Origin of the sequence: Mycobacterium sp. URHB0044 (assembly GCF_000620625.1) — a bacterium.
In the GTDB taxonomy this organism is placed as follows: domain Bacteria; phylum Actinomycetota; class Actinomycetes; order Mycobacteriales; family Mycobacteriaceae; genus Mycobacterium.
In genome coordinates this window covers 444,570-459,405 of sequence record NZ_JIAW01000003.1, presented here as the reverse complement: position 1 = coordinate 459,405, position 14,836 = coordinate 444,570, and the positions used below count along the sequence as shown (strand labels likewise).

Annotated in this window: 13 protein-coding genes; 8 read left to right on the top strand and 5 right to left on the bottom strand. The window is 65.8% G+C overall.

Annotation, left to right across the window (positions count from 1 at the left end; translation table 11 throughout):
• Positions 1–20 precede the first annotated feature (20 nt).
• On the bottom strand, positions 21–1,061 hold the full coding sequence (locus tag N536_RS0108995) for a phytanoyl-CoA dioxygenase family protein (protein ID WP_029113319.1): 1,041 nt from the start codon (positions 1,059–1,061) through the stop codon (positions 21–23).
• 283 nt (positions 1,062–1,344) lie between these two features.
• On the opposite strand from N536_RS0108995, the gene N536_RS0108990 reads away from it, so the two are divergent.
• A complete protein-coding gene (locus N536_RS0108990; RefSeq protein ID WP_197040086.1) occupies positions 1,345–2,523 on the top strand; it encodes a glycosyltransferase family 4 protein in 1,179 nt (392 codons plus the stop codon).
• A 231-nt stretch (positions 2,524–2,754) separates the two neighbouring features.
• On the opposite strand, the gene N536_RS0108985 is transcribed toward N536_RS0108990, so the two are convergent.
• Complete coding sequence (locus N536_RS0108985; protein WP_231514455.1) at positions 2,755–3,183, bottom strand: hypothetical protein; 429 nt, start codon at positions 3,181–3,183, stop codon at positions 2,755–2,757.
• Positions 3,184–3,248: 65 nt separating this feature from the next.
• Between N536_RS0108985 and N536_RS42100 the strand changes: the two genes are divergently transcribed.
• The 4 genes from N536_RS42100 to N536_RS0108965 all read left to right on the top strand — a co-directional run bounded on the left by N536_RS42100 (position 3,249) and on the right by N536_RS0108965 (position 6,625).
• On the top strand, positions 3,249–3,443 hold the full coding sequence (locus N536_RS42100) for a hypothetical protein (protein WP_155948499.1): 195 nt from the start codon (positions 3,249–3,251) through the stop codon (positions 3,441–3,443).
• Between the two features lie 366 nt (positions 3,444–3,809).
• On the top strand, positions 3,810–4,895 hold the full coding sequence (locus tag N536_RS0108975; RefSeq protein ID WP_029113316.1) for a hypothetical protein: 1,086 nt from the start codon (positions 3,810–3,812) through the stop codon (positions 4,893–4,895).
• An 18-nt stretch (positions 4,896–4,913) separates the two neighbouring features.
• Positions 4,914–5,645, top strand: a complete 732-nt coding sequence (locus tag N536_RS0108970; protein ID WP_029113315.1) for a PE domain-containing protein — start codon at positions 4,914–4,916, stop codon at positions 5,643–5,645.
• 116 nt (positions 5,646–5,761) lie between these two features.
• A complete protein-coding gene (locus N536_RS0108965; protein ID WP_051574333.1) occupies positions 5,762–6,625 on the top strand; it encodes a hypothetical protein in 864 nt (287 codons plus the stop codon).
• A gap of 4 nt (positions 6,626–6,629) precedes the next feature.
• Here N536_RS0108965 and N536_RS0108960 read toward each other — a convergent pair whose 3' ends face one another.
• The 3 genes from N536_RS0108960 to kstD all read right to left on the bottom strand — a co-directional run bounded on the left by N536_RS0108960 (position 6,630) and on the right by kstD (position 11,989).
• Positions 6,630–7,556, bottom strand: a complete 927-nt coding sequence (locus N536_RS0108960; RefSeq protein ID WP_029113313.1) for an MPT63 family protein — start codon at positions 7,554–7,556, stop codon at positions 6,630–6,632.
• Between the two features lie 1,884 nt (positions 7,557–9,440).
• Entirely contained in the window at positions 9,441–10,301 is an 861-nt protein-coding gene (locus N536_RS0108950) for a MaoC family dehydratase (protein WP_029113311.1), read from the bottom strand.
• Positions 10,302–10,306: 5 nt separating this feature from the next.
• Entirely contained in the window at positions 10,307–11,989 is a 1,683-nt protein-coding gene (kstD, locus tag N536_RS0108945; protein WP_036435889.1) for a 3-oxosteroid 1-dehydrogenase, read from the bottom strand.
• Between the two features lie 71 nt (positions 11,990–12,060).
• On the opposite strand from kstD, the gene N536_RS0108940 reads away from it, so the two are divergent.
• From N536_RS0108940 to dmpG, 3 genes are read left to right on the top strand one after another with little or no spacing between them, the layout of a single operon-like run.
• Positions 12,061–12,846, top strand: a complete 786-nt coding sequence (locus tag N536_RS0108940; protein WP_029113309.1) for a 2-keto-4-pentenoate hydratase — start codon at positions 12,061–12,063, stop codon at positions 12,844–12,846.
• Positions 12,847–12,859: 13 nt separating this feature from the next.
• Positions 12,860–13,777 (top strand): acetaldehyde dehydrogenase (acetylating), encoded by a 918-nt coding sequence (locus N536_RS0108935; protein WP_029113308.1) that lies wholly within the window; start codon positions 12,860–12,862, stop codon positions 13,775–13,777.
• Positions 13,774–14,829 (top strand): 4-hydroxy-2-oxovalerate aldolase, encoded by a 1,056-nt coding sequence (dmpG, locus tag N536_RS0108930; RefSeq protein WP_029113307.1) that lies wholly within the window; start codon positions 13,774–13,776, stop codon positions 14,827–14,829. Before N536_RS0108935 ends, dmpG begins: the two co-directional genes overlap by 4 nt.
• The last annotated feature ends 7 nt before the right edge of the window (positions 14,830–14,836 follow it).

The window sequence follows — 14,836 nt, the reverse complement described above, 5'->3', positions numbered from 1 at the left end:
GATCAACTGCGCGAGCGCAACTATGTCGCCGAGCCCGCCGCGCGCCCGTCGGCGCCACGCCCGTGGCGGCCGAAGTGTCGAAGCAGTCCGCTCTGACGCTGCAATTTCCATTTGTCGCGTAACGCGGTGAGCCCGTCTGCCTGTCGCCCGGTCAACCTGTGTGCGTGCTGGAAAATATTGATGTCGCGCGCACTGTGGACGGTCGGATGCGGGCCTACGAAGCGCGGATCGGTGACGTCATTCGCAGGCTGGAAGCGCGCGTCGATGGACGTGCGGAAACCCTGACTGCGGTTGTCGAGTGTCGCGTGCACTGCGCGCGTGCTGAAGATGATCACGTCGCCCAGTCGGTAGTCGGCGCTGAGCCAACGTGTGCCGAATTCATCACGAACGCGATTGGGCCGTCGGCTGTAGTTCCCGCCGTGCACTAGCGTGCCGTGCTTGAAGCGCATCGCGTCGAAGTAGCCCAGTTCGTCGGCATCCATCCGCAGGTAGCCGCGGGTGTATGGATTGTCGAGATGTGAGTTCTCGAGAATCATCAGTGGGCCGTGTGACAGCGGCAGATCCATCAGCGGAATCCACGCCGTGTACAGGCGTGGCGTCCCGCGCCGCATGAAGACCCAGTCACAATGTGGCTGCTCGCTGCGACCCGGGCCGGCGATTCGAGGCCAGCTGTAGTCGAGCGACTTCGCCTCCTCGCCGAAAATGGCGCGGAAGATGGCTTGGAGCGCGGGCTGGCCCGTCAGCGCACGGCGTTCGGTATGGCTGATGTTGTCGGCCACCTTGTAGAGCGACAGACCGGCCCGCGCGGGGAACAGATGAGCGGAGCGGTCGCCGTCGGGATCGAGCGCGTCTAGGCGGTTCAGCTCGTCAGCGATAGCTCCCTGCACCTGCAACAGCACATGCTTGTCGAGCACGTCGCGCAGGAAGACGTACCCATCCTCGCTCAGGCGCTCGCGCAGCACGGCGCCATCGGCGGCGTACTCGCTCGATTCCCGAAAGTGTCCGAATTTGGCTGGATCCTGGTCGATGACACAACCGTTTGAAGTGAGTGTGGTCTGCACAAATCCCCCACTGGGTTCTCAATGTTGTGGAGGTCATCGTACACGTTCACAATCGTGTTTGACCATGCCCAGGGATATGCTTTTAAGCGAATTTGATCGTGGCAGAAGATGGAGAATTGCCACCGCCTGAATGGCCCACATGGGTAAAAGGATCTATTCCTGTGAATGGTTCCATATAGGTGAAATGATCCATTTATCCGGCGCGGATTCTGTCCTACACTGCCACTCGCGATGCCGGTGCGCCACAGCATGAAGTCCGGGGGTTCTCTACATGGTTCGTTTGGTGCATGTCACCACGGTGCCTGGATCGCTCACGTTCTTCCATGGCCAGGTCGGCTACCTGAACGCCCGGGGAATGGACGTATGGGCGCTTTCCTCGCCTGGTGAGCTGCTGGACCAGTTCGCCGCTCGCGAGGGCGTCCGAGTTCACGGACTGGAGATGCCACGGCGGATCACACCGCTGCGTGACATGGCGACGATCGCCCGACTGTGGCGCTGGTTGCGCGAGGTGCGCCCAGACATCGTCAACGCTCACACGCCGAAGGGCGGTTTGCTCGGCATGGTGGCAGCATGGCTGGCGCGGGTGCCGGTGCGGGTCTACCACATGCACGGCCTGCCGCTCATGACGGCGACCGGGCTGAAGCGGCGGCTTCTACGGTGGGCCGAAATGGTGTCTTGTCTACTGGCACACCAGGTTTTCTGTGTCAGTGCCTCGTTGCGTGAAGCTGCAGTCGCGGAAGGGCTGTGCAGGCCGGACAAGATGATGGTTCTCCATCACGGCAGCATCAACGGTGTCTCAGCCGACAGGGTGTTCAACCCAGCCGGTGTCGGGGCGACCGTCCGTGCCGACGCACGTGGCCGCTACGGCATCCCACTCGATGCCGAGGTGGTGGGTTTCGTCGGCCGCGTGGTCCGGGACAAAGGGCTCGTTGAGCTGGTCGAGGCGTGGCAGACCCTGCGCGTAGAACGTCCTGAGCTGCACATGTTGGTGGTAGGCCCGTTCGAGCCGCAAGACCCTTTGCCTCCGGATGCCGAGAGACTGCTGCGCACGGATCCACGCGTTCACTTGACGGGGATAAATTGGGATACCCCACCGTTGTTCGCGGCGATGGATGTATTTGTGCTGCCGACCTACCGTGAAGGCCTACCCGTCTCCCCGCTCGAGGCTGCCGCGATGGAGCTGCCCGTTGTCGCCACCGAGGTGCCCGGCTGCGTCGACGCTGTCCAGGACGGCGTGACGGGAACGCTCGTGCCACCGCGGGACGCAGCTGCGCTGACCGAAGCGATCCGCCGGTACCTGATCGATCCGGAGCTACGTCGTCGGCACGGCCGGTCTGGGCGGGAACGGGTGCTCAAAGAGTTTCGGCAAGAGGATGTCTGGGCAGCGCTGCATGTCGAGTACATGCGTCTTCTGGACCTGCGTCACCACGCACAATCACTCGTCTACACGGAAGGACCGTAGCAATTCTGTTGCGGGGCAGCAAATTTCGATGTTGAGACCAGGGCGCGCCGGGGTGAGAATTGGATCCTGCACCCGACATCCTCGATTGGGTGCTCACTATCGAACTGTGCCGACGTCCGGTCTCATCCCCGGCTGAGCCTCGGAGCTTCCCCAGAAACGACGAAAGGCTGCAGGTAAGGGATTACCCGCAGCCTTGCGTCGCTGCTGAAGTCGGGCCGAACTGCGGCCGGTTTAGTTGAAGAGCCGCAGAATGCCCACGCGGCCGTCGCCGACGTTGACGGCGCCCAGGTTTCCGCAACCGACGTTGACGGCGCCCACGTTGGCGCAGCCGACGTTGGCGACCCCGACCTGGCCGGCACCGATGTTGGCAATGCCCGACTGCAGGGTGCCGATGTTGGCGATGCCGCCTTGGATGTCGCCGATGTTGAGCAGGCCGTTGTTGAAATTGCCCTGGTTGGCGATGCCCTGGTTGAACGAGCCGCCGAGCAGGCCGTTGGCCACGCCGAAGTTCCCGGTACCGGGGCCCAGGAGGTTGTTGGCGATGCCGGTGTTGCCCGTTCCGCCGTTGAGCAAACCGTTGTTGCCGGGCGTGAGGTTGATGCCGCTATCGGCGCTTGCCGCACCTGCGCCGACGAGGGCGATGGCACCGGCGCCGATCACTGCACATCCAAGAAGAAGACCTGAGCGGATGAATGACATTGCCATTCCTTTGCTAGTTGGGAAGTGTGACGGCCTTCACCATAAGCCGCGTTGCGACGCTGTGCAACGATTTCAGCAAACTAAATTCGTGTCGTTATGATGTTGCCCAAGCGGACGGTATCCGCTCCGATGACTTTGCCTTCCCCGCGGATGCCGGGCCGCAGTTCGGCGGCGATCGCAAACACGCTGGAAGGCGCATCCAGGTCGATCCTGGGCATTGACTAGCACGTCAATAGGGTGTTTGGCCTGGATGATGGCGAGTTTCGTGGCACCCCGGCTATCGTTCGAGCGGTCGCAGCATCGACCGGGGAGGCGGCGAAGGGCGCATCTCGCCGACGCCGGTGAGCGCTTCATCGACCTTGCCAGCACGCAGCCACCTGGAGTGTCAGAAAACTTCCCCTGGGAAGGATATTGGTAGGACGGCCCCGACGCGTGGCTGGCGAACGTCCTCGCGGTGTATTTGCTGTATTGGCGAATCCCGGACAGTGCCGCCGTTGGCGCGGCTGACGTTCCGTTGGTGCATCACGGCTTCCCCAGCGGGCGGTAATCTCGATTCACAGCGGAACGCGCGGAAGGGGAGCCGTGTCATGGGATTGCAAGCCGACGTGAGCCCGTATGGGTCGCAGACGGTGACTGGTCCTGCCTGGCCGAACGTCGAGGAAGAGCAGCTCGCCGCGGCGGCGGCGGAATACACGGCCTTCGCGACGAAGCTGACGGGATCCGTCGTGCCGTTGCAGCAGAGCCAACTGGAGTCGCTCGCGGCGCAATGGACCGGCGTTGGTTCCGTCGCCGCAGCGGGCGAGGCCACCACGATCATCGCCGGCCACGAGGCAAACGCCGCCCACGCGGCGGCGATCGCGCTGAAACTGCAGGCCATGGAAGTCAGCGTCGCGAAGACGAAGGCGCTCGTGAACGCGACGGCTGAAGAGGTGCAGCAGGAATGCATGGCGCTTCAGGCCGCGTCGGCGGTGGTCAGCAACACCGAGGAGCTGATCCAGAGCCGCATCAAGATGGGGCTGTCGCAGAACATCGCCTACGTGAACGCGAACGCGGCCGAGCTGGCCAACGGGCTCGGGGTGCCACCGAGCACTCCCAACCCCGGCGCCCCTCCCGGTACGGCGCAGGCGTCGCAGGCGGCGGACAAGGGTTCACAGCAGGCGATGCAGATGATGATGCAGATGGGCCAGATGGGCGGGCAGCTGGCGCAGCAGCTCGGCGGAATGGTGACGCAGGCTCCGCAACAGCTCATGCAGCAGGTGTCACAACCGCTGCAGCAGATCACGTCGATGTTCGGGGGCAAGGGAGGCTCGAGTGGGGCCATGGGGACGAGTCCCTTCCCCGCCTTCTCCAACCACCCGTTGGCCGGCGGCTCGGGGGCAAGTGGCGGTGCCGGCATGGTGAAGGCTGCGTCCCTCCCGGGATCGGGTGGTTCCCCGGCGCAGACTCCGATGATGGCGAATCTGGTGGGAGCCACCACGAGTGACGTCGCGGTGCGGCCTGCGGGTGCGGGCAGCATGGCCGTCGGCGGGGTGGCGCCGGTGGGCGGAGGCATGGGCGGCCCCATGGGCATGATGGGTCAACGCGGTGAGGGCGGCGGAGGCACCACCGCCTCGCTGGCGCCGCCACCCGCGCTCGAATACGACTTGGGTGACGAGGTCGACGATGACTGGTGAGACAGGAGGTCCGCGCTGATGGGCGGCCCATTGCAAACTCCGGGCAACATCAACTGGGATCCGGCGTCGGTGGACATGCCGCCGATGCCGACGATCCCACCAGGGGCCGACGCGATCAGCATGACGATCGCCGCCGTGCTGCCGACGTTGGCCGCTCCTCTCGCCGCCAATGTGGCAGCCCTGCAGGCGAAGGAGACGACGTTCTCGGGCAAGGTCACGTCCGCCCAAGCGGCGTACGACACCGCCGACGACCAAGGTGGGCAGTCGGTCGGCCAACTGTCCAGCATGCTCGGACAGGTCGGTCAGATGGCGCAGCAGGCGGGTCAACCGGCACAGGCCCTCGGCGGGCAGACCGGCATGTTCGGCCAGATGATGCAGCAGGCCATGCAGGCAGCTCAAAGCGCAGGCTCGCAAGGCGGCTCCAGCGGCGGCGGCTCGCAGAGCGGCGGCTCGCAGAGCGGGGGAGCGCAGGCGGCGGGCGGCCAACCACCCGCGGGCCAGCCCCCGGCAGCTACGGGCGCCCCACAGCAGGCGCCCCGCGACGATGCGGGCCCGCAGCAGGAGCCCGAGCGGAACGAGGAGCGTCGCGAACGCGATGAACGGCCACCGGTGCAACCCGCAGCCCCCGAAACCGCCGCACCCGACGCCGCCGGACCCGGCGAGAGGGCGCACAACGCCGGGCCGGCTCCTGTCGCGCCGCCAGAGCCGCCGCGTCACCGTGGCGACGACGATCTTGCGCGCAGGATGTAAGCGGCCACCATTCCGTTGACCCGGACATGCGGGCGCCCGGAAGGCCGTCGCCCATTACCCTCATTACCGATGCACGGGGATTGCGTAGTGACAGTGAGGGACACGGAGGCACGGGCATGACGTCGCCTCCACCGCCGGATCAATGGCCGTCGCAGGACGCGGTGCACGGCGACCCCGATGAGGACACCGGACCGATCCGCCTCGTCGGTCCCAGCGGCGAGAACGTCAGCGACGCGGGCTGGCCGCAGGGCTACTACGCGCCACCCGCCGCGGATGACGTCGTCGAAGATCCGAACCCAGGGCAGTGGCCGTCGACGCGTCGTCCGCCACCCGTCGAGCCGGAGACGTTCGCAGGCCGGTTCACCGCACCGCTGACGGTTGACCCGCGGACGGTTCCGGTGAGGCACAACGTCATTCGCGTTGGGCCAATCGTCGCCGGCGTGGCGGGTCTGCTCGCGGTGGGCCTGGCGGCATGGCTGTTCTGGCCGTCATCCGATGCCGCCGAATCCTCGAGCGCCCCTTCGGCGCCCTCGACCACCGAAAGGCCGGTGGATGCCGAGGCGCAGGCCAAACTGCTGCGATTCCTGCCCCCGGGTTACCCGTCGAATTCTTGCGAGCAGGTCGACCCGCCGAATGACTCACTGGCGCAAGTGAATTGCCAGAAGAATGCCGATGCCGGTGGTCCGCCGTCGGCTACGTACACGTTGCTGAGGGACGGCGCGGCGTTACGTGCCGCTCTCGACGTCGAAATGCGAAGCGCCGCCGTGGTCACCTGCCCGGGCAACATCCAGTCGCCGGGACCGTGGCGCCGCAACGCCACGCCGCAACAGGTCAGCGGCACCCTCGTGTGCGGCCTGCAGGGCGGCCGTCCGACCCTGGCGTGGACCGACGACATCATCGGATTGCTCGGCGTGGTTCGTGCCGACGCCAAGGGGCCGACCCTCGACCAGCTTTACGCGTGGTGGTCAACCCACTCCTGACTACTCAGGAACCGGGAGGCGGCGGCGCAATCGTCGTCGTGGTGGGTGTCGCCGGGGTGCCCTGGCTGCCCGCGGGAAGCGGGGTGCCCTGGCTGACGGCGGGCGCCGGTGCCGGCGCAACTGCCGGGGCGGGCGCAAGTGCCGGCGCCTCCTGCGCGCTGGCGGGCAGGGGAGCTCCCTCGGTGCCTGCGACGGCGGGAGTGCCCTGGCTACCGGCCGGAAGCGGCGTGCCCTGGCTGCCGGTCGGGAGCGGGGTTGCCGGAGTTCCCACGGGAAGCGGGGTGCCTGAGCTACCCGTGGGGAGCTGTGCTCCGCTGGCGGGAAGCGGCGCGCCCTCGGTGCCCGTGGCAGTCGGGCTGGCCGCGGGAGCGGGCGTTGCTGGCGTCGCCGCGGGGGCCGGCGAGGTCTGACCACGGGACGGTGCGGGGGTCCACTGGGTTCCGCCTTGACGTGCGGGCGGCGGGGCCTCCACCCAGACGAGCAGATCCTGACCGCCGGCGTTGTAGACGACGCTGTCCGGCTTGTCCCCGGTCACGTCGAAGTACACCTTGCCGGTGGTCTTCTCTCCCTGCGCGAGCGTCGACGGGTTCACGCCCTGTGGTGTGGCGACACCGAACAGCACCCGGTAGGTCTCGCCACTCTTGGCCCGCGCGTTGAGGTTCGAGACGATGGGGGTGGCACCGCCCTCGAGGGCCTCGTCAGTGGCGGTGGCCTCCCACAAGGTGCCGGCCACCGGGTAGGGGATGGCGTCCGAACTAGGCTTCAGATTGGTGATGGTCCAGGCCTGGACCACGTTGCCGTCGACCAGCTTTGCCTGAGACCCGATGGTCGTCGTGGTGGGATCGGCGGACGCGATCGGCGCGCCGAGGATGCCAACCGAGCCTGCTGTGGCGACGGCTGCGGCTGCTGCCAATGCATGGCTGATCTTCACGTGAAGTGCCCTCCTGAAATCGTCCAACCGGCGGCATCCCCCCGACGGGAATGGTCACGGATTCCGAAGTTATCAGGTTGCGCACAGCTCGTGACTCACCATTTTGCGGCGTCGGAAAGCAGCGAGTTGGCGGAGGCTGTCGTCCGCAATCTCGCCGCAGGCAGCAACGTATCGGCACACCGCGGCTTTCCGGGCAGAGAGCCGATGGCGGCAAAAATTTCGTGCCGCCTTGAAGTCCATGGCGGACGATCCGTGCGATCGATCTCGCGGAGCGCGGCCAGATGCGTCGCGCAAGCGCAGTTCTAGCAATCATTTCATCGGTCGTCGTCCACGCCAGGCCTGGCGTTGCTAGATGCGCTAAGGAACGTCCATTTCCGTGAACAACCGCTCAGGGCATGGTCCGTGTGGCGAAGTCTCGTTGCCCGTGCTGGGATTCGGGTGCGGATTCTTGCACGAGAGCACACGGCGGCGGGCCGCAATGACGTGAACTGCGTGAATACGCTTCGGCCCTTTCTGGGCGGGCGACGCTGGAGCCGACGGGATCGGGCGGCATCGAAACCACGACGTGCATCCTGAACGACGGCTCGAGGATGGACAGCCAAGCCATACGAATTCGGCGCCGAAATCAATTCAAATTTGCTCATCGGTTAATTGATGAACGCTTGACAGTAGTTTTAGCAAAGGCCTAGCGTTTAGGGCAATGCCACATCCAGACCGCGGTGTGGGCCCCAGCCGTTGGGAAGGGGGTGCCGACCATGAGTCAACTGCAGTTGGACTGGTCGTCGCCTAACGGCTGTGGGTCCACGCCCACGTCGCGGGCGCCACCCGCAGGTGTCGACTGCATGTTGCAATCGCCAGTAGGGGGTGGGTACGGCCGCTGTCCGCACTCACGAGGGATTCAACTCGCGGTTAGGGATCTGAAGCGCCAGCCTCGAATGGGGGAACGAACCGGCCGGCGTTGTCGGCAATGAAATCGAAGGACCACTCGTCGGGCGAGGCCGCAATTCGCGGCCTCGCCCGACGAGTTCTAAAGGGTCTGAAGGCTCCTCGGCACGCATCACAGCAATCTCGTGGCAGTTGGTGACATATAGCCCAATTGGGTTGCCGGAGTTACTTCCCCGTCGGCGTAGCCAAATGCTCCGATCGGCAGGAACGGCAAGATCGGACTAAGGAACTAATTGTCGACGCAAATGGTTTCTACCTGCATATTCATGATGACTTGCGGCTGGTGCCCCGCGCCCACGCGTTGAATCGGCCGTGGCACTTCGCCGCCTGAGGCCCCTGATGTGCCTGGGGTTGACCCAGGCGTCGAAACTCGCGTCGGTGGCGACTCATGCGCTTGACGGCGTTTCTAGCAAAGAATAGCCTGGTGTGATCTGCGCCACACGGCGTTGGAGTCGATGATCTCTACGGGGGTTTTGGTCACTCGACATCACTACTCGCCGGTGAAGGAGATTCGCACACGTGGCTAGGGGGGATAGCGCGGGCGTCGTGATCGCGATGCGGCCGCGCCACAGTAGCCGAGCCCAATGCAGCTGCGGCTGGATCGGCAGATCGCACATGCTGCTGTCGTCCGCCAAGATTGACGCGCTCATTCACGCAACGAAAGGCGGTTGTCAGCCAGCGATTCCGTTGGCTCAGTCGGAGACCGCAGGTTCCTTTGCATCACCGGAGGTCCTCACCGTCGAATGCCCGGGTGGCTGCGGGGAAAGCCTTTCCGTCCCGTTGGTGATCGTCTCGTTGACCGCGGAGGCACCTGAGTTGCACGATCTCGTCTACAAGCACCTGCGGAGGTGTCCGTCCGCCCGGTCATGGGCCGACACGGCACTGCACGACGTGCCGATTGTGCGTCCGAAGCGCCGGACCGGTTGAGCCCCAGAGGATTTAAACGGGGATCAACTCGACGCCGGCCAGCGCGACAGCGTCTTCACGTCCGGGCACGGTGACCGCGGCTTGGAAGCCGTCGCCTTCCTTCCAGACGCTCACCTTCAGCGTCTCCCCCGGGAACACCACGCCGGCGAAGCGGGCACCGTAGCTGCCGACCCGCGAGCTGTCGCCGTCGAGCAGCGCGTCGGTCATTGCCTTGCACGTCATGCCGTACGTGCAGAGGCCGTGCAGGATTGGCCGCGGAAACCCAGCGGCTGCAGCGAATTCCGGATCCGAATGGAGCGGATTGCGGTCCCCGCACATGCGGTAGAGCAGCGCTTGCTGGGGGGACACCGGAACGTCGAGCTCGAAGTCCGGCGCGCGTTCGGGAGGTGCCGATGACGTCGAGGGTCCGCGGTCGCCGCCGAAGCCGCCCTCGCCGCGGGCGAAGATCGACCGTTTCTGCGTCCACAGCGGGGTGCCATCCGGCGTGGTCACCGTGGTTTCGGACCAGATCACCGCGGCCTTGCCCTTGTCCCAGATCTCGGTGAACCGCGTCACCGCCCGTCCGGTGCCCGACGGTGGGATCGGCCCAGGAACGGTGATGGCCTCGCTGGCGTGCAGCACCTTGGACAGTTCGATGTCGATGCCAGGGAACCGAACGGTCGGCGGCTCGGTCATGTGGAAGGTCTGCGCCACGTTGCCGAATGTCGGCAGCACCTGTGGGGTGTCGTCGGCCAGGTAGCGCAACTCGCGCTTGTCCATGGGGTCGGTGCCTGCTCCGAGGCCCAGCTGGTACAGCTGCACATCGCTACTGCTCCAGGAGAATTCGATGGGATCGAGTTCGGCCCCGAGCGCCTCGGCGAGATTGATCGGCATCCGGTCTACGCCTTCCCTGCCACGTGCAGCGCGGCCAGATAGCCGAATGTCATGGCAGGCCCGATGGTGCCGCCCGGACCGGGATAGGTGTGGCCCATCACCGGTCCGCTGGCATTGCCCGCTGCGTAGAGGCCATCGATGATCGAACCGTCGTCGCGCAGGGCCCGGCCGTACACGTCGGTGCGCACGCCGCCCTTCGTGCCGAGGTCGCCGGGCACCATCTTCGCCGCGTAGAACGGCCCGTGGCTGATCTCGCCCAGATTGGGGTTCGGCTTGTTGGTCGGATCACCGTAATAACGGTCGTATGCGCTCTCGCCGCGCTTGAAGTCTTCGTCCACACCCGAGCGGGCGAAACCGTTGAACCGCTCGACCGTGGCCTTGAAGTCCTCCACCGGCAGACCCGTCTTCGCGGCGAGCTCCTCCAGGGTGTCGGCCTTGATCACCACGCCAGAGTCCAACCACTTCTTCGGAATCCGTTGTCCGGGTTGCAGACCCGCGAAGATGTAGCGGTCGCGGTACTGCTGGTCGAACACCAGCCACGCGGGCACGTTCTCGCCGGGCCCGGGCCCTTGACCGTATTCGCCGCCGTACATCCGGTGGCACGCCTCGACGTAGGGCATCGACTCGTTCATGAATCGCTTGCCGCTGGTGTTGACGATGATCGACCCGGGTGAGTTGCGCTCGGACAAAGCGAACCACGGTGCGCCGACGAGCGGCACCGTCGGCCCCCACCACGCGTCCTCCATGAATTCCAGTGCGGCACCGAGCTTCTCGGCGGCGAGGATGCCGTCGCCCGTGTTCGCCACCGCGCCAACGGTCCACTCCGTGGTGATCGGGGCGCGCTGGTACTTCACCCGCATCTGCTCGTTGTGCTCGAAGCCGCCGCTGCCGAGGATCACGCCGCGGCGAGCCCGAATCAGGCGGGGCTCATCCGATTCCGGTGCGCTCGTGTCGCGCACGTAGATACCGCGGACAACGCCGTCCTCGACGTACAGGTCGGTCAGCGCCGTATTCAGCTCGACGGGCACACCGGCCTTCTGCAGGCCGATGCGCAGCGGCGCAATCAGGGCCCGGCCCATGCCGACGAGGTTCTTTCCGGTGGCCTTGGCCCACATGGTGCGGCCGCCGATCTTCAGACTGCGCAGCACACCACGCGGGTGGCGCTTCAGCATGTTGAGCCGGACGTAGTCCTGCTGCATCACGACGACGTTCAGCGGCACCTTGCCGTACGCAGGCTCCAGCCCGGCTTCGTCGGCACCGAGTTTGCGCGCGTTGAACGGCTTCGGCTCGATGGAGCGTCCGGCCGGGCGGCCACCGGGCGTCTCCGGGTAGTAGTCGGAGTAGCCGGGCACCCAGCACATCTTCAGCGGTGAGTTCTTCAGCACGAACGACAGCATCTCCGGACCGCGGTCCAGGTAGGTGTCGATCTTCTCCGGCGGGACGACGTCGCCGATGATCGTGTGCAGGTACGTACGGGCCGCTTCGGCCGTGTCGGTGACGCCGTCGCGCTTGAGGATCTCGTTGTTCGGGATCCATACGCCACCACCTGACCGCGCAGTGGAACCGCCGTAGTGCGGAGCCTTCTCGACGACTAATGTCGAGAGTCCCTGGTGGGCGGCGGTGAGTGCGGCCACCAACCCTGCCGCGCCGCTTCCGACTACGACGACGTCGTACTCCTGTCCAGTCATGTAGAACACGTTATAGAATTGCCCGGCCGACCCACAACTGTGCCGGTCGACGAAACGAGGGGACTTCACCGATGTTGTCCGAAGAAGTGCGGGATGAACTGGCCGCCGAGCTTGCCGATGCCGAGCGCAGCAAGGTGCCGATGAAGCCGTTGACCGACGCCTATCCCGACATCGACGTCGTCGATGCGTACGAGATTCAGTTGATCAACATCCGGCAGCGGGTCGCCGAGGGCGCACGGGTCATCGGGCACAAGGTGGGCCTCTCGTCGGAGGCCATGCAGAAGATGATGGGTGTCGACGAGCCCGACTACGGCCATCTGCTCGACGAGATGGCGGTCTTCGAGGACGTCCCGGTCGCTGCGGGCCGCTTCCTCTATCCCCGCGTCGAGGTCGAGGTGGGTTTCATCCTGGCCGACGATCTGCCGGGGGAGGGTTGCACCGAGGACGACGTGCTGGCCGCGACTGCCGCGTTCGCACCGTCGATCGAGCTGATCGACACCCGCATCACCGACTGGAAGATCAAGTTGTGCGACACGATCGCCGACAATGCGTCCTCGGCGGGCTGGGTGCTTGGCAAGGGTCGGGTGTCGCCCAAGGACATCGACATCCGCAACATCGACGCGGTACTCACGCGCAACGGTGAGAAGGTCGCCGAGGGACGCAGTGACGCGGTGCTCGGCAATCCGGTGACGGCCGTGGCATGGCTGGCCCGCAAGGTCGACCAGTTCGGCGTGCGCCTGAAAGCCGGCGACATCGTGCTGCCGGGCTCCTGCACGCGTGCGATAGATGCACGTCCAGGCGACGATTTCGTAGCAGATTTCGACGGACTAGGTTCAGTCCGACTGTCTTTCGAGTAATGAGGAGTTAGGCATGCCGCACAAGGCATCGGTCGCGATCGTCGGGTCCGGCAACATCAGTACCGATCTGCTCTACAAGCTCCTGCGCTCGGAGTGGCTCGAGCCGCGCTGGATGATCGGCATCGACCCCGACAGCGAGGGCCTCGCGCGGGCCCGCAAGTTGGGCCTGGAGACGAGTCACGAGGGCGTCGATTGGCTGCTGTCGCAGTCGGAGAAGCCGGATTTGGTGTTCGAGGCGACCAGTGCCTACGTGCACCGCGACGCCGCGCCGCGTTACGCCGAGGCGGGCATCCGCGCGATCGACCTGACGCCTGCGGCCGTCGGCCCAGGGGTGATCCCGCCTGCCAACCTGCGCGCGCACCTCGACGCACCGAACGTCAACATGGTCACCTGCGGTGGGCAGGCCACCATCCCGATGGTCTACGCCGTCTCCCGCATCGTCGACGTGCCGTATGCCGAGATCGTGGCGTCGGTGTCCAGCGCATCGGCGGGGCCTGGCACGCGGGCCAACATCGACGAGTTCACCAAGACCACCAGCGCCGGGGTCGAGGTGATCGGCGGCGCCAAGCGTGGCAAGGCGATCATCATCCTCAACCCCGCCGATCCGCCAATGATCATGCGCGACACCATCTTCTGCGCCATTCCCGAGGACGCCGACCACGACGCGATCACGCAGTCGATCAAGGACGTCGTCGCCGAGGTGCAGACCTACGTGCCCGGCTACCGGCTGCTCAACGAGCCGCAGTTCGACGAACCGACGGTGTACAACGGCGGCAACCACCTCGTCACCACGTTCGTCGAAGTGGAGGGTGCGGGTGACTACCTGCCGCCGTATGCGGGAAACCTGGACATCATGACCGCCGCGGCGACGAAGGTCGGCGAGGAAATCGCGAAGGAATCCCTCGCCGCGGCCACTGGAGGGCAGGCATGAGCACCGACGACATCTACTTCGACCCGATGTGGGACGTCCGGATGACCGACACGTCGCTGCGCGACGGGTCGCACCACAAGCGCCACCAGTTCACCAAGGACGAAGTCGGTGCGATCGTCGCGGCATTGGACGCCGCAGGCGTGCCGGTCATCGAGGTCACCCACGGTGACGGACTGGGCGGCTCGAGCTTCAACTACGGGTTCTCCAAGACTCCCGAGCAGGAGTTGATCAAGCTGGCCGCCGAGACGGCCACCGAATCCAAGATCGCCTTCCTCATGCTGCCCGGTGTGGGCACCAAGGAAGACATCAAGGAAGCGCAGAACAACGGCGGCTCGATCTGCCGCATCGCGACCCATTGCACCGAAGCCGACACCTCCATCCAGCACTTCGGGCTGGCCCGCGAACTCGGCCTGGAAACGGTCGGGTTCCTGATGATGAGCCACACCATCAGCCCGGAGAAGCTCGCCGCTCAGGCCCGCATCATGGCCGACGCCGGCTGCCAGTGCGTCTACGTCGTCGACTCGGCCGGGGCGCTGGTGCTCGAGGGTGTCGCCGACCGGGTGGCCGCGCTGGTCGCCGAGCTCGGCGACGATGCTCAGGTGGGCTTCCACGGCCACGAGAACCTCGGCCTCGGCGTCGCCAACTCGATCGAGGCCGTCCGCGCGGGCGCCAAGCAGATCGACGGGTCCTGCCGGCGGTTCGGCGCGGGTGCGGGCAATGCGCCCGTCGAGGCGCTCATCGGCGTGTTCGACAAGATCGGCGTGAAGACCGGCATCGACTTCTTCGACATCGCCGACGCCGCCGAGGAAGTGGTCGCCCCCGCCATGCCCGCCGAGTGCCTGCTGGACCGCAACGCCCTCATCATGGGCTACTCCGGGGTGTACTCCAGCTTCCTCAAGCACGCCATCCGCCAATCCGAGCGCTACGGCGTGCCCGCACACCAGCTGCTGCACCGCGCAGGGCAACGCAAACTGATCGGCGGCCAGGAAGACCAACTCATCGACATCGCGTTGGAGATCAAGCGCGAACAGGACGCGGCCGCCTCGGCCTAGCTGGTCC

Excerpts from the sequence above, each read along its gene's own strand:
- N536_RS0108965 (WP_051574333.1), top strand. The coding sequence starts at position 5,762 with ATGACGTCGCCTCCACCGCCGGATCAATGGCCGTCGCAGGACGCGGTG.
- N536_RS0108970 (WP_029113315.1), top strand. The coding sequence starts at position 4,914 with ATGGGCGGCCCATTGCAAACTCCGGGCAACATCAACTGGGATCCGGCG.
- N536_RS0108950 (WP_029113311.1), bottom strand. The coding sequence starts at position 10,301 with ATGCCGATCAATCTCGCCGAGGCGCTCGGGGCCGAACTCGATCCCATC.
- dmpG (WP_029113307.1), top strand. The coding sequence starts at position 13,774 with ATGAGCACCGACGACATCTACTTCGACCCGATGTGGGACGTCCGGATG.
- N536_RS0108975 (WP_029113316.1), top strand. The coding sequence starts at position 3,810 with ATGGGATTGCAAGCCGACGTGAGCCCGTATGGGTCGCAGACGGTGACT.
- N536_RS0108940 (WP_029113309.1), top strand. The coding sequence starts at position 12,061 with ATGTTGTCCGAAGAAGTGCGGGATGAACTGGCCGCCGAGCTTGCCGAT.
- N536_RS0108935 (WP_029113308.1), top strand. The coding sequence starts at position 12,860 with ATGCCGCACAAGGCATCGGTCGCGATCGTCGGGTCCGGCAACATCAGT.
- kstD (WP_036435889.1), bottom strand. The coding sequence starts at position 11,989 with ATGACTGGACAGGAGTACGACGTCGTCGTAGTCGGAAGCGGCGCGGCA.